Source organism: Paenibacillus rubinfantis (genome assembly GCF_001486505.1).
In the GTDB taxonomy this organism is placed as follows: Bacteria; Bacillota; Bacilli; order Paenibacillales; family Paenibacillaceae; genus Fontibacillus; species Fontibacillus rubinfantis.
In genome coordinates this window covers 301424-327522 of record NZ_LN909066.1, presented here as the reverse complement: position 1 = coordinate 327522, position 26099 = coordinate 301424, and the positions used below count along the sequence as shown (strand labels likewise).

Below are 26099 nucleotides of genomic sequence, written 5' to 3'. Positions count from 1 at the left end.
TGGCCGTTGGCAGGCGGGAATCCCTTAACGGAGGGTTAGTTCACCTCGGCGGTCACTTTGCCGCGTTGTGACGGTATCAGCCGCTTCATTTGCTCCAGGTTGCGTCTGGGCACATGAATCGTCTTGATGCCGTGTCGTTCATCCCGGAACCATACGACATTGTCGCGAATTTCGGAGACCTGGGACAGGTTGACATAGCAGTTCGTGCTGATGCGGTAGAAGCGAGGGTCCGAGATCAGCTTCGAGGTCTGTTCGGCGGATAATCTCTGTTTAATACTGTAATTCCGTCCATGGAAGCAAACCAGTCCGTGAGCTCCGATCTTGAAGAAATAGGTCTCATAAGGATTGAGGTCCTCATAGACGCCTCTTTCTTCGAGTCCGACGTTCATCATTCCAAATCCCCCTTTAGAAGATGCTTTCGGAAGCGCTTACAGTATATCATATTTTAACCAATTTGGGTAGGTGACCGTTTGATATTAAAAATTTTAACTTTTCTCGGCCTGGACTGGACTTTTAGGTTCATATCGGAAAAAATAGAGAGGATGTTATCCCAAACAAGCTTCTTTATAAAGGAGGAAATTCACTTGTCAGCGTCACAACCTCGATTATTGTTATTTGTGGGATCGTATGCGGAAGCGGACGATCCCGGAGTTTACACATATGAAATGGATTCGGCCAGCGGGGAGATTCGTCTCTTGGATCAGGCCACCGGGATGAAAAATCCCACCTTCCTTGGCGTCAACGCCGAGCGTTGTAAGGTATATGCTATTTCCGAAACGACCGAAGGGGGTGAACGGATCGGTGAGATCATTGCATTTGATCTTGATTCCGCGGGCAAGCTGCGCGAATTGAATCGGGAGCTTACGATCCGACCTTCTTCCTCGCATATTCAACTGGATCGAAGCGGTCGGTTTGCCGTCGTATCGGGTTACCACGGCGGGAATGTTGGCCTTGTGGAACTTCGGGCGGACGGAGCGGTGGGCAAGTTGGTCAACGAGCAGCAGCACGAAGGCCAAGGGGCCGATCCGGTACGCCAGGACCGTCCGCATCCTCATTCCGTGGCCTTCAGTCCGGATAACCGGTACGCATTGGTCGCCGACTTGGGGTTGGATCGCATTGTCGTGTATTCGTTTGAGTCCGAAACCGGCCGGTTGGTGTACCAGAGCGAAGCGTCGACGCCGCCGGGGGCCGGTCCTCGTCATCTCGCGTTCCATCCGAATGGGCAATGGTTGTATTCCATCAATGAGGTGAATTCCTCGCTGTCTCTTTTTTCTTATGTTGAAGCGACCGGGGAGTTGGTCCTGCAGGACACGGTGTCCACTTTGCCGCTCGATTACGCCGGGGAGAACACCACGGCGGAGGTTGCCATTTCGACAGATGGCCGATATCTCTATGGCTCCAATCGCGGCCATGACAGCCTCGTGCAGTTCGCGATCGATCCGGAGAGCGGACGGCTGACGCTGGTCGAGCATGTCTCCAGCCAAGGCGGACACCCGCGGCATTTTGCGCTTACCCCGGACGGCCTGCATCTGATTGCAGCGAACCGGGACGACAATCTGCTGGCCGTCTTTGCGGTTGCGCCCGGTAGCGGCCGATTGACGTTTACCGGCCGAACCGTAACCGTATCCAAACCGGTCTGCGTCAAGCCGGTGTGGTTCTAACTATTTTATTTGCAAAGTCGCAACGGCTCGCTTAAGATTAACGCAGGGGATTTTCCTCCAGTAACTATTGAAGGAGCCGTTTGTGACTCATGACGTTTTTTAAGGAACTGTTTCAGATGGCGGGATTCCGCAGGGTGCTTGCCCTGCTGTTTGTCGTCCTCATTTTGTATTTCGCCCGCAGTATGCTGAACATGCTGCTGATTACGTTTATTCTGACGTATTTAATCAATCGTCTGCACAATTTCATCAGCCGGAACGTAGCCAAGGTGGTTCGTATCAATCGAACCGTCACCGTGCTGTTTATCTACGTCGTGCTGATTACACTGCTTGGCTATGCGATCTATTACTATATGCCGGTGTTGCTCACCGAATTAACCGACTTGGTTAACCAGGTCATCTCCTTCTATTCCAACCCACCGGTGCTGCCGGATAACCCGATCCTGAATTACATTGTTGAATATTTGAAGGATATCGATCTATCGGCTTATATCAACAACGGGTTTACCTTCGTGCTCAGCACGCTGACGGATATCGGGGAATGGAGCTTAAATCTGTTTATCGCGATTGTGCTAAGCTTGTTTTTCCTGCTGGAAAAAGAAAAGGTCACGAATTTTACCGTCTTGTTCCGGCAAAGCCGGATCGGCGGGCTGTTCAAGGAGCTGGAGTACTTTGGAAGAAAATTCGTCCAATCCTTTGGCAAAGTGATTGAGGTGCAATTTTTGATCGCGCTCGTCAATGCGGCCTTATCCACGATTTTTCTCTGGATCTTTGGATTTCCGAATTTGATCGCTTTAGCGATTATGATTTTCCTGCTTGGACTGGTTCCGGTGATGGGCGTCATCATTTCGCTGATCCCGCTCTGTGCAATTGCCTTTAAAATCGGCGGATTGGTCAAGATTGTCTACGTCCTGGTGATGGTCGCCGTTGTTCATGCGGTTGAGACGTATTTCCTGAACCCGAAATTTATGTCCAACAAGACGCATTTGCCGATTTTCTTCACCTTCCTGATCCTGCTGGTCTCCGAGCATTTCCTTGGGGTGTGGGGGTTGATCGTGGGGGTTCCGATCTTTATCTTCATGCTGGATATCGTTGAGGTGCCCGTAGGCGTACATCCGTCTGCGGCGGTAAAACTCGCGGCGGCGGAGTCGGATACGCCGGATCGCGATTAATCGCAAGCGTTCAACGAGGCAAGAGACAATAAACCGCGGGGCTGCCGTATAGGTAGCCCCGCGGTTTTTTTTCATGGACTTCGCTGAAACTGTTGCTCCCATTAGTGGGGGAGGTGGCTCCAGTTAATCTGATTATTCTGGTAATCCGCTGTGGGATGTCCAGGCTCGCGATCCTTCCAAGAGCGGTTGATGACCTTCTTCAGCTTTTCCGGGAGCTTGGATTTGATCTTATTCGCCTTCTCCTGGTCGATTTTGCCCTCAGCGAGCGCTTTATCGATATTGCGGTTTGCCGCTTCGGTCAACTTCTTCAGGTATTCCTCTTCGCTCCAGCCCTTCTCGGCCTGAACGATTTGCAGCAGCGTTTTCCCCTGCTTCAGTTGCTCGACCAGCGCCTTTGGTTCCATTCCCAGCAGCTCGGCCGTGTCTTTGACGATATGACCGCCGCGGAAATGGCCGTGCGGAGCGTGCTTCTTTTCCGCTTGCGACGGGTTTGGACTCACCTGCTGCGGTTGCTCCGCCGGCGCGCTTGTCTCGGCATATGCGATGCCCGCCGTAGCGGCCGAACCGGCAGCAAGCAGGAGTGCAAGGGTCAATTTGCCGGCCATCGGTTTCAAGTTCTCCATAAACATAGACATTTTTCACCTCTTCGTTTAGAATAATTTGGTCCTTGCCTTCATCAGTTTTGACCAAAAAAACGCAGGATATCTGAAACGAACCTTAATATTTCTTAAAAATTCGCTTAAAATAAATGGAATGTGTCGTGGAACGTAGGGGGAATGGAAGTGACATTTGGCGCAAGGATGCTGAAAACGGGGGTTGCGGTCACGCTGGCTTTATATGCCGGTGCCCTGCTGGGACTATCTTCGCCGGTAATTGCCGCGATCGCCGCGATTTTTGCCATGCAGCCGACGATTTACCGTTCCTGGCGTTATTTGATCGATCAATTGCAGACGAATACGTTAGGGGCCATATTGGCTATGCTGGGGGGCATGGTGTTCTCAAATGAACCGATCGCGGTCGGTCTGGTTTGCATTCTGGTCATTATGATCTGTTTACAATTGAAGATGGGGGATACCATCGGTATTACGCTGGTTACGGTCGTTTCCGTCATGGAAGCTTCCGGTCAGTGGCAATTTGCGTTAAACCGTTTTTCATTGAGCTTGATCGGTATTTTTTCCGCATTTATCATCAATATTGTCCTTTTCCCGCCCAAACCGAAGGTGCAGTTCGAACAGCAAGTCCGGCAAAAGTTCGACCGTCTGTCACTGCTGCTGCGAACGGCGATCTCCGATGAGATCAAAGAGTCGGTTTTTCGCTCCGATAAGCGAGAGTTGGAGGATGCGATCAGCCAATTGACCGATAAGTACAAGCTCATGGAGGAGGATCAGAAGAAGATCAAAGCTCCGAAATTTAGCGATCATCGTCAGTTGGTCGTATATAAGCAGATGCTGCGCACGCTTCGCAAGGGCTTCGAGGTGCTGGACGCGGTGGAGCAGCATTATTTCCAGGCGGCTCGTACGCCGGAACTAAACCGGGAGTTTGATGAGCATTTGGAGAAGCTGACCAAGTTTCATGAGCATGTCATGTTGAAGTTTGATGACAAGCTGAAGCCGGGCTACAGCGAATCGTTGCAATTCGAAACGGAGAACGACGAGTTTTTGCGGCGGATGCTGGACCGATATGCAGCCGAAAGCACGGGCGTCCTGCGCCTATCTATCGTCTCGGCCGAGATGTACGAATACGGGCATCAATTGGAGCGGCTAAACCGGTTGGCGGACCACTCCGCGTCAGGTGCCGGCGATTAGTGCGAAATAAAAAAAGTCCTGCCTTTGGGGCAGGACTTTCATGTCATAAATCGCGTAGACCTAGATTGATAAGTCAGGTGCTTCTTGATACAATAAAAAATAGACCGCAAACTAAATGTGTGCAGTCGCAATCAACCTGATTCAATTATATCATATTTATGATTGATTGTCAATAGATCGGTTGTGGATGTTTTAGATGCCATTCAAGGGAGCGATTCAATTGGATCATACAGATCAGGCTTGGCAGGAAGAACAACGCCGCGTAGAGTATGTGGCCGACCAAATCGACGCCAGAATCCGTAAACTCGAACGGGAGGTTGGCAGCGTTCGCGGAGACGTCGTGGAGATGCGGAAGGACTTTTGGGACGAGGTGACGGTTAATTTCAGCGAAGCGGACGATGTTGGCGAGACATCGACCAGCTTGCGGCAGCAGTCCCAGGTGCTCGCGGAGCGGGAGAAAAGCCATCAGCATGCGTCCATCGCGCTGGGGAAAATGAAACGTTTAAAGCAATCGCCTTATTTTGGCCGGATCGATTTCGCCGAAGATGGCGAACCGGAAGAAGCCATCTACCTTGGGATCGCTTCGCTGCTGGAAGAGGGAGACGAAACGTTTCTCGTATATGATTGGCGGGCTCCGATTTCCAACCTTTACTATGACAGCGTCCCCGGTCCGGCTTCCTATGAAACGCCGTCCGGTACGATCGCGGGAACGATGTCGCTGAAACGCCAGTTCGTGATCCAGGGGCGCCGCATCAAGCTGATGTTCGACACCGGCGTCACGATTGGAGATGAGCTGCTGCAGCAGGTGCTGAGTCGCAGCTCCGATGCGCAGATGAAGAGCATCGTAGCCACGATTCAGCGCGAGCAAAATAAAATTATCCGCAATGATCGCAGCCGAATGTTGATCGTGCAAGGGGCCGCCGGGAGCGGAAAGACCTCGGCCGCCTTGCAGCGGGTTGCTTATTTGCTCTACAAGCATCGTGAGGTGCTGCAGGCGGACCAGATGATTTTGTTCTCGCCTAACCCGATGTTTAACAGTTATGTATCGACGGTGCTCCCGGAATTAGGCGAAGAGAATATGCAGCAAACGACGTTTCAGGAATACCTCGAGCACCGCCTCGGGAGGGAATTCCAGCTCGAGGATCCGTTCGTGCAGATCGAATATGTGCTTTCCGCTCCTGAAGACGAAGCATATCAGGCTCGGATCAGCGGGATTCGCTTTAAATCATCGGTACAGTTTCTACACGCGATTACGCGGTACAAGGAGCTGCTGGAGCAGAAAGGGATGATTTTTAAACCGCTGCGTTTCCAGGGAAGAGAGATTGTCGGTGCAGAGGAAATCGCCCGGCAGTTTTATGGCTTTGATCCGGCGATCCGACTGGCGAATCGCTGCGAGTTGTTGAAGGAATGGCTGCTGAAGGAAATTGCGGCTTTTGGGAAGTTGGAGCTCGATCAACCTTGGGTGGAAGAGCAAATTCAGCTGCTGGACACGGAGGACTACCAGCGGGCGTACCAGCGCATGCGGCGCAAGCAACAGGGAAAAGGGTTTTCGTTCAGCGATTATGAGGATGAGAAGACGATCTTGGCCCGTATGGTCGTTAGCGATCGTTTAAAGCCGCTGCGTAAATGGGTTAAATCGCTGCGATTCGTCGATGTAACACGGCTGTATATGCAGCTGTTCAGCGACCAGTCCATGATCCGAGAGGTCAACCCGGAAGGGCTTCCTGAGCATTGGGACGACATCTGCGAGCAGTCGCTGCGAAAAATTGCGGAAGGCGAGCTGTTTTATGAAGATATTACGCCTTTCCTCTATTTAAAAGAGCTGCTGCTTGGTTTCCGCTCCAACACCTCAATTCGTCACGTGATCATCGACGAGGCACAGGATTATTCGCCGTTCCAGCTGTTCTTCCTGAAACGGCTGTTCCCGCGGGCCAAGATGACGGCGCTGGGCGATTTGAATCAAGCGATTTATGCGCATGCCTCGGTGCTTCAACAATCCTCTGTGCTCACCGATTTGTACGGTGCGGAGGAGAGCGAGCAGATTACGCTTGTGCAAAGCTACCGTTCTACTCGCCAGATCGTTGAGTTTACCCGCGAAATGATTCCTGGCGGGGAGACGATAGTACCGTTTAATCGCGAAGGCACCCTGCCGGAGGTTCACCTTGTCGGCGATGTCGATGAGCTCCATGCTTCGCTGGAGGCAACGATCGCCCAACTGCGCGCCGACGGATACGAATCGATTGCCGTGATCTGCAAAACGGCGGAGGAAAGCCTGGATACCTACGAGCGGCTTAGCGCCAAGCTGCCGGTCAAGCTGATCAAGAAAACGACATTATCCTTCGAGAAGGGGGTTCATGTCATTCCGGCTTATTTGGCGAAAGGCGTGGAATTTGATGCGGTGCTGATCTATGACGGTTCGGATCGGAAATACACGAGAGAAGCCGAACGGAAGCTGTTTTACACAGCCTGTACGCGAGCGATGCATTTACTGCGTGTTTATTCCATGGGAGAACCCAGTCGATTTATTCGGGAAGCGGCGAAGTCGACCTATATTCTGTTCCCTTAAAGAGCGGTATAATTTCCGCAAATTGAATCACACTAACCGGGTCTGTTTTAAACTTCTTTCGTGAAGGGTGGCCTGATGGTTAGATGGTCGGCAAAAAAGGCGATTTGATTGCTTTGGCATCCATACCGCTTATCATGACGCTGGGGAACTCTATGCTGATTCCGATTTTGCCCCAAATTGCCCGCGAGCTCCATGTCACCTCCTTTCAGGTAAGCATGTTGATCACCGTTTATGCCGTAGTGGCCATTTTGTTGATCCCGGTTGCCGGCTATCTTTCAGATAAATTCGGCCGCAAGGCGATCATCGTACCCAGCTTGATCGTCGCAGGCGTCGGCGGATGTATCGCGGGGGTGGCGGACTGGTTCACGGAAGGGCTTGCCGTATACTGGTTAATATTGGGCGGCCGTTTCCTGCAAGGGATCGGAGCGGCCGGCGCCTTTCCCATCGTGCTGCCACTTGTCGGGGATCTGTTTGAAAGCGAGGAGGACGTCAGTCACAATTTAGGCGTGATTGAAACCTCCAATACGTTCGGTAAGGTACTGAGCCCGATCTTAGGTGCACTGCTTGGCGCTTGGATTTGGTACGTACCGCTCCTGTCGATTCCGGTATTATGTCTGATTTCCCTGCTATTGGTGATCTTTTTGGTACATGAACCCAAGGATCGGGAGAAAGCCAAACCGCTGCGCGAATTCATCTCTGCTGTTAAAGACGTGCTGAAGCAAAAAGGACGCTGGCTATACGCGATATTTTCGATCGGCTGCATTTCCATGTTTCTGCTGTTCGGGGTGCTGTTTTATCTGTCCGAGCAGTTGGAAACAAAACACGGGCTGGATGGTGTAATCAAAGGGCTGGTGCTGGCGATTCCGCTGGCGGCGTTATGTTTGGCGTCTTTCATTACCGGCAAAAAAATCGGCAAAGATAAGAAGCTGATGAAATGGTCCGGCGTTGTCGGGTTGATTTTATCCACCGGGGCTTTATTTGGAATCGGTTTTTTTAGTAATATTTATTTTGTGATCGCTTGCTTGATCGTTTGCGGAGCCGGCATTGGGATTGTTTTGCCCAGCTCCGATGCCTTGATCACCGAAGGGATCGACAAGGAAATGCGCGGTACGATTACATCGATTTACAGTAGCATGCGGTTTATCGGCGTATCGGCGGGTCCTCCGGTGATGTCCCTGCTGATGAAGGCCGGTCACATGACGATGTTCTTCGTCATCGCCGGGGTTTCGCTGGTGGCGGTGATTCTGCTGCTGACCATGGTGAAGCCAGAATCAGGACGTGGCGGGGCGGTTAAGCCCAAAGAACCGCGGAAACGTACAAAAGTGGCAAGACCCTTGCATCAAGGTTAAGTGGAACGGCAGGGGTCATCCCAACAGCAGCGGCCCCTTTGGGACACGCTGCTGTTCTATTGTCCGGGCTTTTTTGGTATGATAGGAGCTGAGTGCCGCTGGGCGGACGTGTTCAAGCGGGCAGGGGTACGAATCGTCATGATGTTGGAGGGGTAGACATGAATGCCAAACAGGCGGCGGGTTACCGCGCTGCAGAATGGGTGAAAGATGGAATGACGGTAGGTCTCGGAACGGGATCAACCGCCTATTACGCCATTGAGAAGATCGGCGAGATGGTGGGGAACGGGCTGCAAATCCGCGCGATTGCGACCTCCAAGGCATCGGAGGAGCTTGCCGCGAAATATCATATCCCATTGGTTCAAGCGAAAGACGTGGGACGATTGGATTTGGCTATTGACGGGGCTGATGAGGTCGATCCGCAGATGGCGTTGATTAAAGGCGGCGGGGGGGCTCTGCTCCGGGAGAAGCTGGTCGCCATCAACAGCGACCGGTTTATCGTTATCGCGGACCAGGGCAAGATGGTTTCCAGCTTAGGGCGTTTCAAGCTGCCGATTGAGCTGGTTCCGTTTTGTTACGAATGGACGCTGCGGGAACTGAAGAGCCGTTACGACGTGCCATTCGAATTGCGGATGCAAGGGGATCAGCTATATGTGACCGATAATGGCAACTTTATCGTGGATGCGGCCTTTGGCCAAATCGCCGATCCCGCCCAGCTAAGCGACGAATTGAAGGCCATGACCGGTATTGTCGAGCACGGATTGTTTGTCGGTATCGCGCAAACCGTCGTGATTGGTTATGAGGATGGCCGTACGGAAATCAAGGAGGCTCCATGTTCAAATCAATAAACTCACGGGTGGACGAGCCGGCGATTCAGGACTTGCTGGAATACGCGGTCTTGTTCGACCCGGACGCACTGGAGACGGCGGTTCGTTTATATCGGGCCGGCGATCCATACAAGCTTTACGGTTATGAGGAGGAAGGCGCGATAGCCGGAATTATCGGCTACCGCGTGACCGCATCGCAAACGCTTGAAATCACTCATCTTGCCGTCCATCCGGAGCAGCGGATGAAGGGGTATGGCCGTGCCTTGGTGCTGCTCGCCCTAACGGAAGCCGGACCAGAGCGGATGGAGGCGGTCACCGATGAGGAAGGGGCGGAATTTTTTCGCAGCATCGGGTTTCAGATCACCGGGTTTCAGGATCAAGCTTCCGGAGAAGAGCGGTTTCGCTGCATTTATGAAGTGGATGAGAACAACGAGGAATAATATACAACCGGTTTGAAGGCGGCGGGGGAGACCCTGCGGCCTTCTTTGAATTACGATCAAAAGATGTTTGACTTTCAGGGTGCAATCGCCTATAGTTTCATTGTCGAACTATTTTACTATAGAACTAACTGGACGAGTTGATTGTTCGGAAGACAGGGGGGATTCGGCAGGTGAATCTGGAGTCGAATCAGCTGATCGAGCGGTATATGGCGGCTTACTTCGAGGTCACCAAACGGCTGAACGGGCAGATCCGCGATATTATTCAAGAGGATATCACTATGGAGCAATTTCAAATTTTGAAGTATATCGCCCCCCGCAGCAGGTGCACCTCAACAGAATTGGCCGATACGTTTGGGGTAGGCAAAAGCTCCATCACAGCTATGATTACGCGAATGGTGGATAAGGGGTTGCTGCACCGGACTCGGGATGAGGAGGATCGCCGCGTCGTTTACTTGACCCTAACGGAGCAGGGGAAACAAAATTACGATGTTGTTCAAGAGCAAATTATGCGTACGGTCTCAACGTATTTGGTGCATTTCAGCGCGGAAGAGGTTGAAGGATTTATCAGTGCTTTTGAGAAATTAGCCAGATTGATTGGTGAAGGGAGTTCGGGGAAATGAGGTTCATACTGAAGGCAAGATGGTGGATCTTGCTGCTGTGGATCGCTTTAGCGGCCACATTGATGTTAACGGCGCCGTCTATGGCAGATTTGGTGCGGGAGAATGGGGAAATTACGGTTCCTGACGGGTATTCCTCTTCTGAAGCATCTGCTATTTTAGCGGAAGTGGCCGAGATGAAAGGCGGAGCGAAAGAGACACAAATCGCCCTCGTCTTCCATGATGAGCAAGGCATCGATGATGCCGACCACAAAGAAATTGAGCAGGGGCTTGGTGCTTTACGCGACCATATGGAGGAGATCGGTATCGCTTCGATCACGGATCCATACGGGACGCCGGAAGCGAAGGAGAAGCTGATTTCGAAGGACGGCAAAACGGTGCTCACCTCCTTGTCGGTCTTTGATGAGCAGCGACCGTTGAAGGAAATCGAGCAGGACATCCGCCAAAACCTGGATTCACTGAAGGTCGAGCACTATTTAACCGGGCAGAATCAGATCAATGAGGATATGATTGTCAGCTCGGAACAGGGCTTGAAGAAATCGGAATATTTCACGGTTATTTTTATCATGTTGATCCTGTTCGTCGTGTTCCGCTCTGTAGTGGCACCGTTCATTCCGCTGCTGACGGTGGGACTCAGCTATCTGGTGTCCCAATCCATCGTGGCCTTCCTGGTGGATTCCATCAACTTCCCGATTTCGACGTACACGCAGATCTTTATGGTGGCGGTGATGTTTGGGATTGGGACGGACTATTGCATCCTGCTGATCAGCCGCTTTAAGGAAGAGCTGCAGCATACGGACGACCAATGGGAAGCGATCGTTCAGACCTACCGGAAGGCGGGGAAAACGGTATTCTTCTCCGGATTGGCGGTTCTGGTTGGCTTCTCGACAATCGGCTTGTCGCAGTTCATGCTGTACCGCTCAGCGGTTGCCGTAGCTGTCGGCATCGCGGTTATGCTATTGGCTTTGGTTACAGTCGTTCCGTTCTTCATGGCGGTGCTTGGGACCAAGCTGTTCTGGCCGGTCCGCGGTTCACTGGAGCATAAAGAGAACCGGTTCTGGGGCGGCATCGGCACCTTCTCCTTGAAGCGTCCATGGGCGGCGTTGCTGATCGTTGCTGCGGTGACCGTGCCGTTCCTGATTTCGTATAGCGGCAATGTTTCCTTCAACAGTATGGAGGAGATCGGGGATGAATACGAATCGGTTAAAGCATATAACATCATCTCCGATAGTTTCGAGCCGGGTGAATCGCTACCGTCCACCATTGTTATTAAAAATGACGAGCGGATGGATAGTGCGGAATATATGGCGTTAGCCGAAAAAATTAGCCGCGAGGTGGAAAAGACGGACGGCGTGGCAAGCATTCGGGGCGTGAGCCGCCCAACGGGCGAAGCGCTTAAGGATTTCGCCTTGAGCAATCAGGTGAAAACCGTCGGCGAAGGGCTGGGTGAAGGCGGGGAAGGCCTCGGCAAGATCCAAAGCGGCCTGTCGGAAGCCAGTCAGGCGCTGTCGGAAAACGCGCCTAAGCTTAAGGAAGCCGCCGACAGCACCGGGAAGCTGGTGGACGGGACCGCTAAGCTGAAGGACGGAATCTCTCAGCTGTCCGGAGGTCTCACCGCGATCGAGAAAGGGATCCGGGACGGTTCGCTTGGCGCCGGTCAGTTGAAGCAAGGATTGCAGCAAGCGCAACAAAGCGCCGAGGACTTGGCGAATGCGCAAAGTCAATTGCTGGGGTCATATCAACAATTAGCCCAAGGCGTTTCCGGCCTGGGTGGCGGTCTTACGCAAATTCGCGAGCAATTGGGCGCAGCCTCACAGGGGTTAACCGCTTTAACCGCGCGCTTCACGAGCCTAGAGGGGAAATTCCCTGAATTGGCTGCGGATCAAGATTATTTGACGATTCGCGGGACGGTGACCGAAACCGGCAAAGGGCTAGGTCAGTTAACCGGCGGTCTGCAGCAAATCGAAGAACAGCTTGGGCAAGTGGCCGCAGGGCTGAACCAAGCGAACGAAGGTTATGCTCAAGCGGCGGCCGGCGGGAAACAGCTGGCCGGCGGTTTGGATCAAATCGTCGCCGGGTTGGCGAAGCTGCAAAACGGCCTCGAGCAGGCGGCGGACGGTCAAGGGAAGATCGTGGGTCAACTGCCTGAAGTCGAATCCGGCTTGGCGCAAATTCAAAACGGGCAAGAACAGATTCAAACCGGGTTCGGCCAATTCGCCGGTCAAATCACGCAATTGACCGACGGGCTGGATCAAAGTGTGGACGGCCTAGCGCAGGTGTCCGGCGGGTTAAACACCGCGAAGGATTACTTGACAGAGGTCGGCAGTACGGAGGGCGGGCTGGACGGCTGGTACGTTCCGCAGGAAGCCCTCGAGAACGAGCAAATTACGCAGGTGTTTGATACGTATTTATCCACGGACCGCAAGGTCATGAAGCTCGAGGTAGTCTTCTCCAGCAATCCTTACGGACGGGAAGCGATCGATCGGGTTGGTGAAGTGGAATCCGCTGTTCATACGGCGGTTAAAGGAACGAAACTGGAGAATGCCAACATTGCGATCGGCGGCGTATCCAGCACATTTAATGACCTTAAGACCATTTCAGGCAGCGACTATACACGGACGGTCATCCTGATGTTGGCCGGGATCTTTATTATCCTGGTCCTGCTGCTTCGCTCGCTGGTGATGCCGGTATATATTATCCTGTCGTTGGTCTTGACGTTCTATGCTTCGATCGGATTTACGGAATGGGTATTCGTCGACATCTTCGGCTACTCAGGCGTAAGCTGGGCAACGCCGTTCTTCGGGTTTGTCATGCTGGTGGCGCTGGGCGTCGACTACAGTATCTTCCTGATGGATCGATTCAACGAGAACAAGGAATGGAACGTTGGCGATGCGATCTTGCATTCGATGCGCAACATGGGGACCGTTATATTGTCCGCAGCGGTGATTCTCGGCGGCACGATGGCGTCGATGTATCCATCCGGGGTAATGTCCATGCTGCAAATCGCCACGCTCGTCTTGTCCGGCCTGGCGCTCTACTCGGTAATCGTCCTGCCGTTCCTCATCCCGGTGATGGTGAAGATGTTCGGTCAAGGCAACTGGTGGCCGTTCCACCGCCGCATCGGCGAGAACTCCGAGCAAGGAAACAGCCTGAACCTGTAATCGGGTAATCCGGCATAAATAAGCCGGCTTCTTCTCCAATCCGGAGAGAAGCCGGCTTTTTGATTGGTATGCCCCGTTTTTAACCCAATGTCCCGCGCTTCAGGAAGCTGCGCAGCGCCCATCTTCGCTCTTGGCGCTTCTTATATTTCGGCAGGGAGCGATAGATTGCGATCGATTCGCTGAAGGCTCGATTGGCCTCCTCTTTGCTGCCCAGCGACTGATAAAGACTTCCAAGCAAGTAATAGGCTTCGCTGGAGGAGGACTGAATTTCGCCGAATTGAGCGGCGTATTTGAGCGCCTTCTGCGGGTCGCGCTCCCGGAATGCGGAGGCTAAGCGCAAATAAGGCTGCCCATACTTCACCCGTTCGTTCAGACTTAGGGCATGTAAGATATGCGCCTCGCCTTCATCGGTTCGTCCAAGCCCCAAGCAGGCCGTTCCCAGATCATCCCAAAACTCCGCCGACGATTCGGAGGCGTCTTTCGCCTCCTCCAGCAACTGGTAGGCCTCGGCATATTTCTTCCGTTCCAGCAGCAGGCGGGCTAGCTCGCGTTTGGCGGAAACGTCAAAAGGGCTGGCGGCTAACTGCTGCCGAAGCCGTGAAATGCTGCGACTGCGCTTAAACGGTTTGCTAAGGCTCGGAAATAATCCGACATAACGCCGATCGATGAAATAAAGGATGAACAGCAGTACGATAATGGCGAGAAAAGGATTGCCCAGCAGCCAAGATAAGAGAAAAAACAGAAATATCTTACTCATTTAGGTCCTCCACCCATGTCATCATAATTTCCAATTATAACACAGGGTAAGGAGGGCGAGGAAACAAATGAGAACAGCCGCCCGTGAAGGCGGCTGAACCCTTTTGCTTATTATTGGAAGCTGCGCATCGAACCTGTGGAACCTATTGAGCTTGAACCGGTGTTCGAACTTGTCCCTTGTGAGCTCATGGAACCCACGGGACCCATGTGATTCATGGAGCCTGCGGAACCCGAACCCAGGGAGCTCATGGAGCCAACGGAACCGGAACCTATGGAACTAAGGGAACCTGAGCTGGACATGTTCGAAATATGGCTGTTGACGGCGGAGCCAAAGCTGCCGATACTGCCCCCGCTGTAGCCGTTTTGCCCGATGCCTTGCGTACTGTAGGAGGTTTGACCTACGCTCGGCTGCGTGTAGCTTGTGCCGATCCCGGACATCGAGTTAACGCTGTGCTCCAACTGCCCGGCGATTTGCGCCACGCGTTGGAACTGCTGCATGGCCGTTTGGTGTCCGTGCAATGCCGTTTGAATCGTTTGTACCGCTCTGCGCTCCCGTTGCGCCAGTTCCTCTAGCTGCATGGCATTTTGCTGCTCCTGTTGCAGCATTTGCTGATACATCATCGTAGCTTGACGGGTTTGTTGCTCCAATTGACGCATCGTTTGTTCGATCTCACGGATTTGCTGACTGACATTGTTGTACATAAGCTGAACATCCTCCTCGATTTAGGTTAGTTTGTGAAACCAAGGTTAGGTTACCCCTCGGGTCTACGGCTATGCATCTTTGGACCGGCAAGGTAAAGGTCCAATCCCTCGTCCAAACGGATTCATAAACTATAGGTGGAGGTGATCACATTATGGACAAAAACGGGTTTATTGAGAAAATCGCACCTCTTGCCGTCGCGAAGGCGAGCGATAGCGGCATACCGGCTTCACTGACGATCGCCCAGGCTGCTTTGGAATCGAATTGGGGCGCCAGTCGTTTAGCTGCCGAGGGCAACAATTTGTTTGGGATGAAGGGCAGCGGGCCGGCGGGAAGCTTGATCCTGCCCACGACGGAATACCGAGGAGGTAAGTCGGTAACGGTAAACGCGGCTTTTCGCAAGTATCGATCCTGGGCGGAGTCCATTGCTGACCATGCCCGTCTATTATCGGCGAATCGGTATGCCGGTGCCATTCGGAAGTCGGGACCTGAAGCGGCGCGGGCCGTCGCTGCAGCCGGATACGCCACGGATCCGCAATATGCATCTAAGCTGATTCGGTTGATGGAAACCTATCAATTGGAGCAATATGATGAAGCGAAAGGAGAGGAACCGATGACTGCGGAGGAAAAGAAACAATTCGAAACGCTCCAGGAAACGGTTCGCGAGCAAGCGAAGCAAATCGCCGACCTGGAGAAATGGACACATCCGGGGATCCCCGACTGGGCTAAAGAAGCGGTAGCGGCAGCGGTGAATTACAGTAAAGGGGACCCGCTGCTCAAGAACCCCGAGCAGGGCAGTGTTGATTTTTACCGAATCATCACGGTGATGCACCGCCGGGGGTTGTTTGATAAAAATAAATAAGCGCCTTTTAGGGCGTTCCCATGCGAAAGCAAGCGGTTGTCATCAGGCTTCTCCGGTGGTACGATGGGTTGGAAGATTTAGGAACCACCGTGAAGGAGGGATTCTCATTCGTAAGGGCGTATGGATTTCGGCGACTGCCGGGCTCGTTCTGCTGGCGGCTATTTATACATGGTGGTACATCGAGAACGTATCTCCGGTTAAACTGACGAAAACCGTTGAAGGTATCGCTTGGATGGAGGAGGACCCTGCGTTCACATCGCCGGTTCGGATCTCGTTTGACGGTTATTATGACAAGGGAGACGATCAATTTAGAGGTACGGTGGAGATAAACGGACGGGTTTACTCGGAATTGTTTCTAGAGAACGGGTATCCAACGACTCATTTTGAAGGGAGTGACATCCGTCATTATGGGCAGGTTTATTTCGATGGAGATATAGAACGCCTGGTATGGTTTGTTCCTCAGTCGCAACTTACTCCGGAACTAACGAATCCGCAGTTTCCCGAAGCGGAGGTATGCCTCGTTACCCCGGCCTCTTCCCGAGAAGAAGCTAGCAACTTGCGCCAGGAACTGGCGGATCGCCAATAAAAAAAGGACAAAAGCCCTCGTAGAAAACCTGACTACAAGGGCTTTTGTCCGGGCATCCCTTGCGGGACGCCCATCATGGGAGAGGAGAAACCGGACGAAGAGCTTATGGGGAAACGTAAGTCTTCTCCGCGGTTGTCTACGACATTTGGTGATGTCGATAATCTAAGTTTGTCCGGGCAAGGGGGTTTTATACCTCGGGTCCAGAAATTTTGTTTGATTTTTTTCGTTTTTCATTCCAAGGCGGATTATGGTACGATATCGACAGGAATTTTCCAGGCATATTAAAGGTGTGTGAACAAATCGATGAGAGTCATTTCGGGCAGCGCCCGGGGCAGATCGCTCAAAGCCGTTCCCGGCATGGGGACAAGGCCAACGACGGACAAAGTAAAAGAAGCGATATTCAGCATGATTGGGCCGTACTTTGACGGAGGCGCCGCGCTGGACCTGTTTGCGGGGACCGGGGGTCTCGGGATCGAGGCGCTTAGCCGCGGCATGGATAAGGCTGTTTTTATCGATAAAGAATTCAAAAGCATTGAAACGGTCCGGCAAAATTTAAAAACGGTCGGATTCGAAGCGAATGCCGAAGTATACAAGAACGACGCCGAACGTGCGTTGAAAGCCCTCGCGAAACGAAGCGCGGTATTTGATCTGGTGTTCCTGGATCCTCCTTACCGTTTGAAACACGGCGATGCGCTGATGCTGCTGATGGACGAGCTACAGCTGCTTGCGCCGCAGGCGACGGTCGTGCTCGAATACGAATCCTCGTATGCTTATCCCGAGCGGTTTGGGCCTTTCAGGCAATTGCGCAAAGCGGAATACGGGGAAACCGCCGTCTCGATTTATGCCTACGATTCCGAGCCAAACGCGGTTCAAACCGACGATCAAGGAGGAGCAACAACATGAACGAACAACGGAAACCGCGGGTGGCGGTCTATCCGGGCAGCTTTGATCCCGTAACGAAAGGGCATATGGACATCATTCAGCGAGCCTCGCGTCAGTTTGACCGGCTGATTGTAGCCGTGCTGAACAACTTAAGCAAGAAGCCGCTATTTACCGTTGAGGAACGGAAGGCGCTGCTTGCCGAAGCTACCGAGCATCTGCCAAACGTGGAGATCGACAGCTTCCGAGACCTGCTGGTCAACTATATGGATTATAAACAAGCCCATGTGATCGTCCGGGGCATCCGCTCCGTAACCGATTTCGAATATGAGCTGCAGTTGGCTTCCACCAACCATAAGTTAAACAGCGACGTTGAGACGATCTTTATGATGACGAACCCGAAATATTCGTATTTAAGCTCCAGCGTTGTGAAGGAAATCGCCAGCTTCCACGGGGATGTCAGCGATCTCGTTCCCCCGGAAGTAGAGCAGGCGCTGCGCGGGAAGTTTAAGGAGAAGCTAGGGCCCAGCTGAAGCCCTGGATCGGCTTAGAGTTCGTCTTGTCGACGCCACAAGAGCGCGATGGCCACAAAGCCGATCGTCAGTAAGGTCAGCATCCATAGCTGCCATTCCATCACCCCGAACGCTTGTTGCCAACCTGGCAGCGTGGCGGCCGGGGTGTCGCTTCCTAAAGGGGCCGATCGGGCGTCGCCAAAGGCCGGGAGGATACCCGGCAGCCAGCGGGTGAACGGCTTCCATAACAGCAACGTTAGGACGTAAGCATAGGCTGCATGAAGCAGGCGGCTTAGCAAAAAAGAACGCTCGCCAATGCCGGCGGGTCCCAGGATGGCGCGGACTTGCAGGTAAGCGCATAAGCCGCTCCACCCCAACGCCGCCCCCAGCAGGGAGACGGCAAGTGCCGGGGGCAGGGACGGAGCCAGCTCGGACATCGCATAGGAGCCGAGGTGGACTTCCAGCGCGCTTTTTACGGCAACGGAGAAAGTGTGGTCGGGCAAAGCCAATAGAATCACGTGGATGACAACCGCAAAAATCAGCATATATCCCCCGGTAATCATCAGCGTTTGGACGCCGGAAGCAACCGAATCACCCAGCAGCTTGCCGAAGCTGCGTCCGTCCTCGCGGCGGGCTTCCTCCATGCGGCGCAGGGCCAGGCGCAGCCCGGAAACTCGCGGTTTGGCAGGAGTCTTTGCCTTTGCCGGCGAAGGAGGCGCTGCTGGGGATGAGCGGTCCGGGAACACCCAATGCAGCGTGATGCCGGCCAACAATCCGGCGGCCCAGTGCACAGCCAACAGCAGTAAGCCGATCTCCGGCCGGTTCATGAACCCTGCGCCGATCACAACAACGAGCAGCATTGGGCTGCAGAAATGGGCTGCAGCCGTCAGACGCTCGGCTTCGCTTGCCGTCACTTTCCCTTGTTTATACAGCGTGACCGCCGCTTCAGCGGCTGCGGGGAACCCGGCGGTCATGCCAAGCGGTAGCACCCAGCCGAAGGAGCCGGGTAATCCCAAGGCACGGCGGGTAAAGGGATCAAGCAAAGAACCTAGACCGTGAGCGAACCCGGACGCAAGCAGCATTTGCGACAACACGACGAACGGCAGCAGGGCCGGAAACACGATCCGCCACCAGATGGCCAAGCCTTCTCCGGAGGCTTTGAAGGCTTCGCCGGGAGCATAGACGACGCAGATCACGACCAAGACGGCCAAAAATCCGGTGAACAACGTGGAAAGCGGGCTGGTGGCCCAACGTCGTAAATTCATATGTATAGTTCCACCTTCTTTGTCATTAGATAAAGACCGATAGCAAATTAGCGCATAGTACATGCTATGCATCAGCAGCCAAGGACAGACTACCGGTTTCATGGAGCCGGTAATCCCAAGGCGGCCGAGCACAAGGAAGAATTGGAGTTCGCCGCTGCTGTACAGAAGGGAGGAGAACGGGATGCGACCATCCAGAGCCAAAGCGATCCGATCGGGGCTATACGTCCTGACGATGGCCGTAATCGTATACGTTGTCGTATACATGTCTACCCCGTATATGATCAATCAGCCGGGGACGGCGGAGGAAATCAAACCGATGATTTCGATCCAGTCGGGGGATCCGGAGGAAAAAGGAACCTTTATGCTGACGACGGTTTCAGTCAGCTATGCGAACGTGTGGATGCTGGCGACAGCCCGTTTTAATAAGCATGCCGAAATCGTCCGCAAGGAACCGGACCGCAATGATGAGGAATATGAAACCCAGCAGCGTTATTACATGAGCAGCTCCCAATCAAGCGCCATGATGGCGGCTTACAATAAGGCCGGCGTCAAATACGATGTCATCTCGGAGTACGTCTTTATTGTTGGCTTATCCAAAGAGAACCCGCCGAAAGGCGAATTCCATTCCGGAGATATCATCCGTGAGGTGAAGGGGCAGCCGGTCAAGCGGTTTGAAGATCTCGGGGCGCTGCTGCAAGACGATAAACCGGGGGATCAGGTGAAAATCCGGCTGGAACGCAAGGGCAAATCCGTCGAGCAGCAGGTAGAGCTTGTGGAGATCCCGGCGGCCGACGGAGGCCGAAAAGCCGGCTTGGGCGTCTCAGTAGGCGAGCTCCGCAAAGTGCAGGCGGCCGATCCGACCAAGGAAGTGCAGTTTGTCGATACCCGGATCGGCGGTCCGTCCGCCGGGTTAATGTTTACGCTTGAGATCTACAATCAATTGACTCCGGGTGATTTGAGCCAAGGTTACCGGGTGGCCGGCACCGGTACGATCGCCGAGGACGGAACGGTTGGGGCGATCGGTGGGGTCCAATTTAAGATCGTGGCGTCGGACCGGGAAAAGGCGGAAATATTTTTTGTACCGGAGGCAAACTATAAAGACGCGAAGGCGAAGGCGGAGCAAATCGGTACGAAGATGAAGCTGGTGCCGGTGAAGAAGTTGGACGACGCCTTAAATTATTTGGCTTCGCTGGAGCCGAAAGCTTCGTAAGCTTATGTTGTTTCAGGCGATACTCCCCCTGAATGACGATGACTTAAAGATCTGGCAGGCGTAGGGGAGCCTGACGGTACTCGCGCTGCAGCTCCTCCGCCCGGCGCTGCGGCAGCGCGTTGGCATAAGCGGCGGCCGCCCGGATATCTAGAGCAAGCTGCGGATGGTCGAGTTCGGCGGCCCGGGTGAGAATCGGCAACCGGGCCGTTTGCTTCATCCGCTTCAGCAGCTGTTGTCCGGCCGCGCTGAAGCCTAGCACACGCAGATACCCCGGGCCCTGGGCAAGCGCCTCTGGCGCCAGCAGCTCGCGGGGATGCTGCAGGAGAATATGCAAAAGCGTGCGTTGCAGCTTGGTATGGGTGTAGCGTTTCGTTTTGAGCTGTGCCAGCAGCTCGGCCACGGTGGGCTGCGTTAAGCGGGTCAGCGTTTTTTTGATCCGGTATTCCAGCCCTTCCGTCACCTCGTGAAGGGCGGCGAGCTGCTCCGGCGTCGCCAGGAGCAACTGGTGGAAGAGCGGCGCGGCCAAGCTCTCCCACGTCACGGGCCCGCGTCCCGCCGCGAATTCGCGGGCGAGGATGTCCGCCGTGGACCTGCGGTTCGGCGGCCAGCCGCTCGGCCAGCGGCAGCAGCGCCGTCAGCGCACCGGCTTCGCTGCCGAAGCACAGATGCGTCGTAAGCCCCGTCGCATCCAGCAAAGCCACGGCTCCGTAGGCGAACCACTCCGCCGGCTGGGCCGCATAGGCGACCGGCAGCTCCAGCACGATGTCGACTCCCAGGCGGAGGGCCATTTCCGCCCGGGCCCACTTGTCGACGAGCGCCGGCTCGCCGCGCTGCAGGAAATCGCCGCTCATGACGGCGATGACCGCCTCGGCGCCGGTTAGCCGCTTCGCCTCGGCGAAATGATAGGCGTGTCCGTTATGCAATGGGTTGTACTCCACGATGAGACCGACGATATTCAAAGGGTTCTACTCCTTAATTTAGGGATTTGGGTGGAAGCAATCACCTATGAATATACCATGAATTTGAAGCGGAGCTAAAAGAATGGAGCGGCCGCGGTATTTTCACCGGAAAAACAGCTTTATTGTTGACAAAACTTACTTAAAATCGGTATAATAATTTTTGTTTGTTTGGAGTGATGCTGATGTTTATGAATTTGCGTCAGGTAACCTCGTCCGAAGCTCCGGTGAAGATCCATCAGACTTTGGACGTTAGCCGCGTCGTGAAAGGTCGCCGGGATATTACCGCGATCAGTCCGCTGCAAGTTGATTTGCAGGCGGAAGCCGAAGGCGGAGACGTCGTTGCTGTTACGGGCAAGCTGAAGGCCGAGCTCGACATGACCTGTTCCCGGTGTCTGAAGCCCCTGAAACGGGTTGTACAAGCGGAGTTTGCGGAAAGCTTCAAACAAAGCGATGATCCCGAGACGGACATGCAGGCGCAGGAAGAAGACGAAGACTTGCAATATGTCGCCGACGACAAGGTCGATCTGGTGCCGTATGTGGAAGAAACGCTGCTGCTTCATCTTCCGTATGCCGCCGTGTGCCAGGAATCCTGCAAAGGGCTTTGTCCGAATTGCGGGACCGACCTGAACGAGCAGGAATGCGGCTGCAATACGGACGTGATCGATCCGCGGCTCGCAGCGCTCGGCGATTTTTTCAAAAAATAAGCAAGTAAACAACACGAATGAACCCCGGTAAGGGTTGACTTGATTAAGGAGGTGGGAACCATGGCAGTACCTCAACGGAGAACGTCCAAAACGCGTCGCGACAAACGCCGCACGCATTTCAAATTGGCTGTGCCGGGCATGGTAAAATGTGAACAATGCGGAGAATTGAAGCTTGCTCACCACGTATGCAAAGTTTGCGGAACATACAAATCGAGAGAAATTATCGGCCAATAAGCTTTAGGCATCCAACTCAAAGTAGTACTTCATTTCGGTGAGGTGCTATTTTTTTTGTCTTCTCCGGCCCGGCCTCACGCGAGGTTTGTGGCGATTTCGCTTTTCTTTTGGGGCGGGATGCATTATACTACATTTTAGTACCAGGTTCTAAAAAACGACGTGAAATTTTACATATAAAAAAGATCGTTTGATTCTATAGATGAGACCAACGTCAGAAACTTAATCATCAGGGGGGGATACCCATCGAACGTTTGCCGAAGCGGGCGAGGCAGCAGCAGCTCGTCCAAATGATAGAAGCCAATCCGTTTATTACGGACCAGGAGCTGACGCGACAACTAAAAGTCAGCATCCAGACGATCCGGCTTGACCGGATGGAGCTGGGCATCCCCGAGCTCCGGGAACGGATGAAGCTGATGGCGGAACGCTCGTACGACCAGGTTCGTTCCTTGCCGCTGCATGAGGTCATCGGGGAAATCGTCGATCTGCAGTTGGACAAGAGCGGGATCTCCATCTTTGAAATCCGCGAGGAGCACGTGTTCTCTCGGACAGGCATCGCTCGGGGCCACCATGTGTTTGCGCAGGCCAACTCCCTGGCTGTAGCCGTTATTAACGACGAGATCGCGTTGACGTTTTCCGCGGACATCCGGTTTATCCGGTCGGTTCATTTAGGAGAGAAATGTATCGCGAAAGCTTACGTTCGGCCCAGCTCCGGCCAGAAAGGCAAAGCGAAGGTCGAAGTGTTTACCTACGTAGGCGAAGAAATGGTATTTCAGGGGAATTTCGTCATCTACCGGTCTACCGGAGAGGACAATCCAGAAGGAGGAAGTCAGCATGAAAATCGCCATTGATGCCATGGGCGGGGATCACGCGCCGCAAAGCACGGTCGAAGGCGCGCTGACCGCAGCCAAGGAATGGGGCGACATCGAGATCATTCTAGTCGGCGACGAGCAGGTGCTGAAGCCGATGGTGCAAGGCGCCCCGGCGAATTTACGGATTCACCACGCGTCGGAAGTGATCGAAGCGGAGGATGAACCGGTGAAGGCGGTTCGCCGCAAAAAGGACGCGTCGATGGTCGTCGCCGGACGACTCGTTCGCGAGGGCGAAGCGGCGGCAATGATTTCCGCAGGCAATACCGGCGCGCTGATGACGACGGGGCTGCTGGTGGTTGGGCGGATGGAAGGGATCGAGCGGCCGGCGCTGGCGCCGATGATTCCGACCCTGGATGGACGCGGGGTCTTGGCGCTCGATCTGGGCGCGAACATGGACGCGAAGCCGGAGCACCTGGCGCAGTACGCGCTGATGGGCAGCGTTTATCGGGAAAAGGTGCATGGCATCGCCAAACCTAGGGTAGGGCTGCTAAATGTCGGCACGGAGGCCATGAAGGGCAACGAGTTAACCAAAGCGGCGTTTCCGCTGCTGGAGGCGATGCCGATCCAATTCGTCGGCAATGTCGAAGCCCGGGACGTGTTAACCGGAGCTTGCGATGTGCTCGTCTGCGACGGCTTTGCCGGTAATATTTTGTTGAAATCGCTGGAAGGTACAGCGGGCGCAATGTTCTCGATCTTAAAGCAGGAATTTACGAAATCTCTGAAAAATAAGCTGGCTGCAGCCGTGCTAATGCCCTCGCTGCGCAGCTTGAAGACGATGATGGACTATAAGGAGCATGGGGGAGCACCGCTTCTTGGTCTAAGCGGTCTGGTCGTGAAGGGCCACGGGTCCTCGGACGGCGGCGCGATCAAAAACGCCGTACGCCAGGCCCGGACGGCGTTGCAAAGCCATTTGACGGAGAGCATAGCACGGGAAATCAGCGGGAAGTGAGTGACGAGAGTGATCAATTTACGATCGGTAGGAATTATCGGAACTGGAAAATACGTACCGGAGAAAGTGTTGACGAATGCGGATCTAGAGAAAATGGTGGACACGAACGACGAGTGGATCGTCTCGCGGACGGGGATCAAGGAGCGCCATATCGCGGCGCCGGATCAGGCGACCTCCGACCTAGCTTATGAGGCGGCCGTTCGTGCCTTGGAGTCTGCGAACTTGAAGGCGGAGGAACTGGACCTAATTATCGTAGCCACGATTACGCCGGACACGGCATTTCCGTCGACGGCCTGCATTTTGCAGGATAAGCTCGGAGCCAAGAAAGCGGCGGCCTTCGATTTGTCCGCAGCTTGCTCGGGGTTCGTGTATGGTATGGCGACGGCAAACGGCTTTATCCAGACGGGGATGTACAAGAACGCGCTGGTGATCGGCGCGGACACGTTGTCCCGGATCACGGATTATTCGGACCGGAACACCTGCGTGTTGTTTGGGGACGGTGCCGGGGCCGTAATTCTCGGCGAGGTGCCGGAGGGCCGAGGGTTCCTTTCCTTTGATCTCGGCGCGGAAGGCGCTGGCGGCGAATTGCTGAAACTGGAGGCGGGCGGTTCCCGGTTGCCGGCTTCGGAGGCGACGATTGCGGATCGCAAGCACTATATCTACATGAACGGGCGCGAAGTCTTCAAGTTTGCCGTTCGCGTGATGGGGACGGCAACCGAAGAGGTGCTTCGCAAAGCCGGGAAGAGCAAAGAGGATATCGACCTGTTTGTGCCGCACCAGGCGAACATTCGGATTATCCAATCCGCGATGCAGCGCTTGGACCTGCCGGAGGAGAAATGCGTCATCAACGTGGATAAATACGCGAACACGTCGGCCGCTTCCATTCCGCTGGCGCTGGTAGAGGCTGCGGAAGAGGGACGGATGAAGGCAGGCGACACGATCCTGCTGGTGGGCTTCGGGGGCGGATTGACCTGGGGGGCGTCCGTGCTGGTGTGGTAATTTCACTTTCGAGCTTTCAAACCGGACTTTTACGATAGGGAGTGCACAGGATGGGCAAAATCGCTTTTGTTTTTCCGGGACAGGGTTCCCAAAGCGTAGGAATGGGCAAGGATATATATGATGCGTTGCCGGCGGCGCGGGCGCGCTTCGAGACGGCCGATGCACAGCTTGGCTTCTCACTGAGCGAGTTGATTTTCGGCGGGCCGGACACGGAGCTGAAGCAAACGGCCAATACGCAGCCGGCGCTGCTAACGACAAGCGTGGCGTTGTATGAGGCGTTTGCAGCCAAAGGCTTCAAGCCGGATTACGTTGCCGGGCACAGTTTAGGTGAATACAGCGCGCTGACAGCCGCTGGGGTGCTGGACTTCGAGGATGCCGTGAAGCTCGTGCGGGCCCGCGGCGAATATATGGAGCAAGTGGTACCGGGCGGACAAGGCGCGATGGCGGCGGTGCTTGGCGGCGAACGCGAAGCGCTGGCACAGCTGTGCGCGGAGATTACGGCCGGCGGTGCGCTGGTGGAACTGGCGAACGTGAACTGCCCAGGGCAAATTGTCGTTTCGGGAAGCCAAGAAGGGGTTCAACTCGTTGTGGAACGAGTGAAGGAGATCGGCGCCAAGCGGGCGATTCCGCTTGAAGTGAGCGGGCCGTTCCATTCCTCTTTAATGAAGGCGGCGGCCGAGCGGCTGGGAGAACGGTTGTCCACCGCATCGTTCCGTGACGCGGAAATCCCGCTCGTTGCCAATGTCACGGCGGGTCCCGTCCAGAATGGGGCGGAAATCGCGGAGCTGCTGGTGCGTCAAGTGTATTCTCCCGTGCTATGGGAAGACAGCGTAGGCTGGCTGATCTCGCAGGGAGTGGATACTTTCGTGGAGATCGGCCCCGGCAGCGTCTTGACCGGATTAATCAAGAAAATCGATAAATCAGTGCGGCTCTTTAACGTCAGCGGGCTGGACAGCCTGGAGCAAACGGCTGCCGCTTTGAGTTAATCCGCCCTGAGGTTCTACCATCGCCGCAAAGGTGCCG

General features: G+C 54.3%; 25 protein-coding genes and 1 pseudogene. 20 read left to right on the top strand and 6 right to left on the bottom strand.

The annotated features are described in order from the left end of the window. Nucleotides 1–35 precede the first annotated feature (35 nt). Complete coding sequence (locus tag BN3277_RS19090; RefSeq protein ID WP_059045472.1) at nt 36–392, bottom strand: LytTR family transcriptional regulator DNA-binding domain-containing protein; 357 nt, start codon at nt 390–392, stop codon at nt 36–38. Between the two features lie 150 nt (nt 393–542). Here BN3277_RS19090 and BN3277_RS19085 point away from each other — a divergent pair, with 150 nt between their 5' ends. Both BN3277_RS19085 and BN3277_RS19080 read left to right on the top strand, forming a co-directional pair. Next, entirely contained in the window at nt 543–1661 is a 1119-nt protein-coding gene (locus BN3277_RS19085) for a lactonase family protein (RefSeq protein ID WP_059045470.1), read from the top strand. A gap of 89 nt (nt 1662–1750) precedes the next feature. Beyond that, complete coding sequence (locus BN3277_RS19080) at nt 1751–2830, top strand: AI-2E family transporter (RefSeq protein WP_059045468.1); 1080 nt, start codon at nt 1751–1753, stop codon at nt 2828–2830. Nucleotides 2831–2931: 101 nt separating this feature from the next. Here BN3277_RS19080 and BN3277_RS19075 read toward each other — a convergent pair whose 3' ends face one another. Further along, complete coding sequence (locus BN3277_RS19075) at nt 2932–3465, bottom strand: hypothetical protein (RefSeq protein ID WP_148501081.1); 534 nt, start codon at nt 3463–3465, stop codon at nt 2932–2934. Between the two features lie 141 nt (nt 3466–3606). Between BN3277_RS19075 and BN3277_RS19070 the strand changes: the two genes are divergently transcribed. From BN3277_RS19070 to BN3277_RS19040, 7 genes are all read left to right on the top strand, one after another. Beyond that, nucleotides 3607–4635, top strand: a complete 1029-nt coding sequence (locus tag BN3277_RS19070) for an FUSC family protein (RefSeq protein ID WP_059045464.1) — start codon at nt 3607–3609, stop codon at nt 4633–4635. 196 nt (nt 4636–4831) lie between these two features. Then, nucleotides 4832–7201: an RNA polymerase recycling motor HelD gene (helD, locus tag BN3277_RS19065; protein ID WP_059045462.1), complete on the top strand. Its 2370-nt coding sequence runs from the start codon at nt 4832–4834 to the stop codon at nt 7199–7201. A gap of 83 nt (nt 7202–7284) precedes the next feature. After that, entirely contained in the window at nt 7285–8550 is a 1266-nt protein-coding gene (locus BN3277_RS19060) for a bacillibactin exporter BcbE (RefSeq protein WP_059045460.1), read from the top strand. Between the two features lie 158 nt (nt 8551–8708). Continuing rightward, the gene (rpiA, locus tag BN3277_RS19055) at nt 8709–9395 is read left to right on the top strand and encodes a ribose-5-phosphate isomerase RpiA (protein ID WP_059045458.1); all 687 of its coding nucleotides are present in this window, start codon (nt 8709–8711) and stop codon (nt 9393–9395) included. Beyond that, on the top strand, nt 9380–9814 hold the full coding sequence (locus BN3277_RS19050) for a GNAT family N-acetyltransferase (RefSeq protein ID WP_059045456.1): 435 nt from the start codon (nt 9380–9382) through the stop codon (nt 9812–9814). The genes rpiA and BN3277_RS19050 overlap by 16 nt, the downstream gene beginning before the upstream one ends. Before the next feature lie 170 nt (nt 9815–9984). Continuing rightward, nucleotides 9985–10434, top strand: coding sequence for a MarR family winged helix-turn-helix transcriptional regulator (locus BN3277_RS19045; RefSeq protein WP_059045453.1), 450 nt, complete (start codon nt 9985–9987; stop codon nt 10432–10434). Further along, nucleotides 10431–13592, top strand: a complete 3162-nt coding sequence (locus tag BN3277_RS19040; RefSeq protein ID WP_059045451.1) for an MMPL family transporter — start codon at nt 10431–10433, stop codon at nt 13590–13592. Before BN3277_RS19045 ends, BN3277_RS19040 begins: the two co-directional genes overlap by 4 nt. A gap of 79 nt (nt 13593–13671) precedes the next feature. Here BN3277_RS19040 and BN3277_RS19035 read toward each other — a convergent pair whose 3' ends face one another. Both BN3277_RS19035 and BN3277_RS26125 read right to left on the bottom strand, forming a co-directional pair. Further along, nucleotides 13672–14349 (bottom strand): tetratricopeptide repeat protein, encoded by a 678-nt coding sequence (locus tag BN3277_RS19035; protein ID WP_059045449.1) that lies wholly within the window; start codon nt 14347–14349, stop codon nt 13672–13674. A gap of 110 nt (nt 14350–14459) precedes the next feature. Further along, nucleotides 14460–15050, bottom strand: a complete 591-nt coding sequence (locus BN3277_RS26125; RefSeq protein WP_232436467.1) for a hypothetical protein — start codon at nt 15048–15050, stop codon at nt 14460–14462. 152 nt (nt 15051–15202) lie between these two features. Between BN3277_RS26125 and BN3277_RS19025 the strand changes: the two genes are divergently transcribed. The 4 genes from BN3277_RS19025 (at nt 15203) to coaD (ending at nt 17908) form a co-directional block, all read left to right on the top strand. Further along, nucleotides 15203–15910: a glycoside hydrolase family 73 protein gene (locus BN3277_RS19025; protein WP_059045448.1), complete on the top strand. Its 708-nt coding sequence runs from the start codon at nt 15203–15205 to the stop codon at nt 15908–15910. A 55-nt stretch (nt 15911–15965) separates the two neighbouring features. Further along, nucleotides 15966–16496, top strand: coding sequence for a hypothetical protein (locus BN3277_RS19020; protein WP_059045446.1), 531 nt, complete (start codon nt 15966–15968; stop codon nt 16494–16496). 303 nt (nt 16497–16799) lie between these two features. Then, nucleotides 16800–17399: a 16S rRNA (guanine(966)-N(2))-methyltransferase RsmD gene (gene rsmD / locus BN3277_RS19015; protein WP_059045444.1), complete on the top strand. Its 600-nt coding sequence runs from the start codon at nt 16800–16802 to the stop codon at nt 17397–17399. Continuing rightward, entirely contained in the window at nt 17396–17908 is a 513-nt protein-coding gene (coaD, locus tag BN3277_RS19010; RefSeq protein ID WP_059045442.1) for a pantetheine-phosphate adenylyltransferase, read from the top strand. Before rsmD ends, coaD begins: the two co-directional genes overlap by 4 nt. Before the next feature lie 14 nt (nt 17909–17922). On the opposite strand, the gene BN3277_RS19005 is transcribed toward coaD, so the two are convergent. Beyond that, nucleotides 17923–19152, bottom strand: coding sequence for a nucleoside recognition domain-containing protein (locus BN3277_RS19005; RefSeq protein WP_232436466.1), 1230 nt, complete (start codon nt 19150–19152; stop codon nt 17923–17925). Between the two features lie 181 nt (nt 19153–19333). Here BN3277_RS19005 and BN3277_RS19000 point away from each other — a divergent pair, with 181 nt between their 5' ends. Beyond that, nucleotides 19334–20362, top strand: coding sequence for a SepM family pheromone-processing serine protease (locus tag BN3277_RS19000; protein WP_059045440.1), 1029 nt, complete (start codon nt 19334–19336; stop codon nt 20360–20362). A 43-nt stretch (nt 20363–20405) separates the two neighbouring features. Here BN3277_RS19000 and BN3277_RS25175 read toward each other — a convergent pair. Then, nucleotides 20406–21321, bottom strand: a pseudogene (locus BN3277_RS25175) (tRNA(Met) cytidine acetate ligase). Nucleotides 21322–21503: 182 nt separating this feature from the next. Here BN3277_RS25175 and BN3277_RS18985 point away from each other — a divergent pair. From BN3277_RS18985 to fabD, 6 genes are all read left to right on the top strand, one after another. Beyond that, entirely contained in the window at nt 21504–22025 is a 522-nt protein-coding gene (locus BN3277_RS18985) for a YceD family protein (protein WP_059045435.1), read from the top strand. Nucleotides 22026–22085: 60 nt separating this feature from the next. Beyond that, nucleotides 22086–22259, top strand: a complete 174-nt coding sequence (rpmF, locus tag BN3277_RS25170) for a 50S ribosomal protein L32 (RefSeq protein ID WP_009222962.1) — start codon at nt 22086–22088, stop codon at nt 22257–22259. A 251-nt stretch (nt 22260–22510) separates the two neighbouring features. After that, nucleotides 22511–23107, top strand: coding sequence for a transcription factor FapR (gene fapR, locus BN3277_RS18980; protein ID WP_082691526.1), 597 nt, complete (start codon nt 22511–22513; stop codon nt 23105–23107). Next, complete coding sequence (plsX, locus tag BN3277_RS18975) at nt 23091–24077, top strand: phosphate acyltransferase PlsX (RefSeq protein ID WP_059045434.1); 987 nt, start codon at nt 23091–23093, stop codon at nt 24075–24077. The genes fapR and plsX overlap by 17 nt, the downstream gene beginning before the upstream one ends. A gap of 9 nt (nt 24078–24086) precedes the next feature. Further along, the gene (locus BN3277_RS18970; protein ID WP_187380106.1) at nt 24087–25076 is read left to right on the top strand and encodes a beta-ketoacyl-ACP synthase III; all 990 of its coding nucleotides are present in this window, start codon (nt 24087–24089) and stop codon (nt 25074–25076) included. Nucleotides 25077–25126: 50 nt separating this feature from the next. Then, nucleotides 25127–26062 carry an ACP S-malonyltransferase gene (gene fabD / locus BN3277_RS18965; RefSeq protein WP_059045431.1) on the top strand — a complete coding sequence of 312 codons (936 nt, stop codon included), beginning with the start codon at nt 25127–25129 and terminating at the stop codon, nt 26060–26062. Nucleotides 26063–26099: the final 37 nt, after the last annotated feature.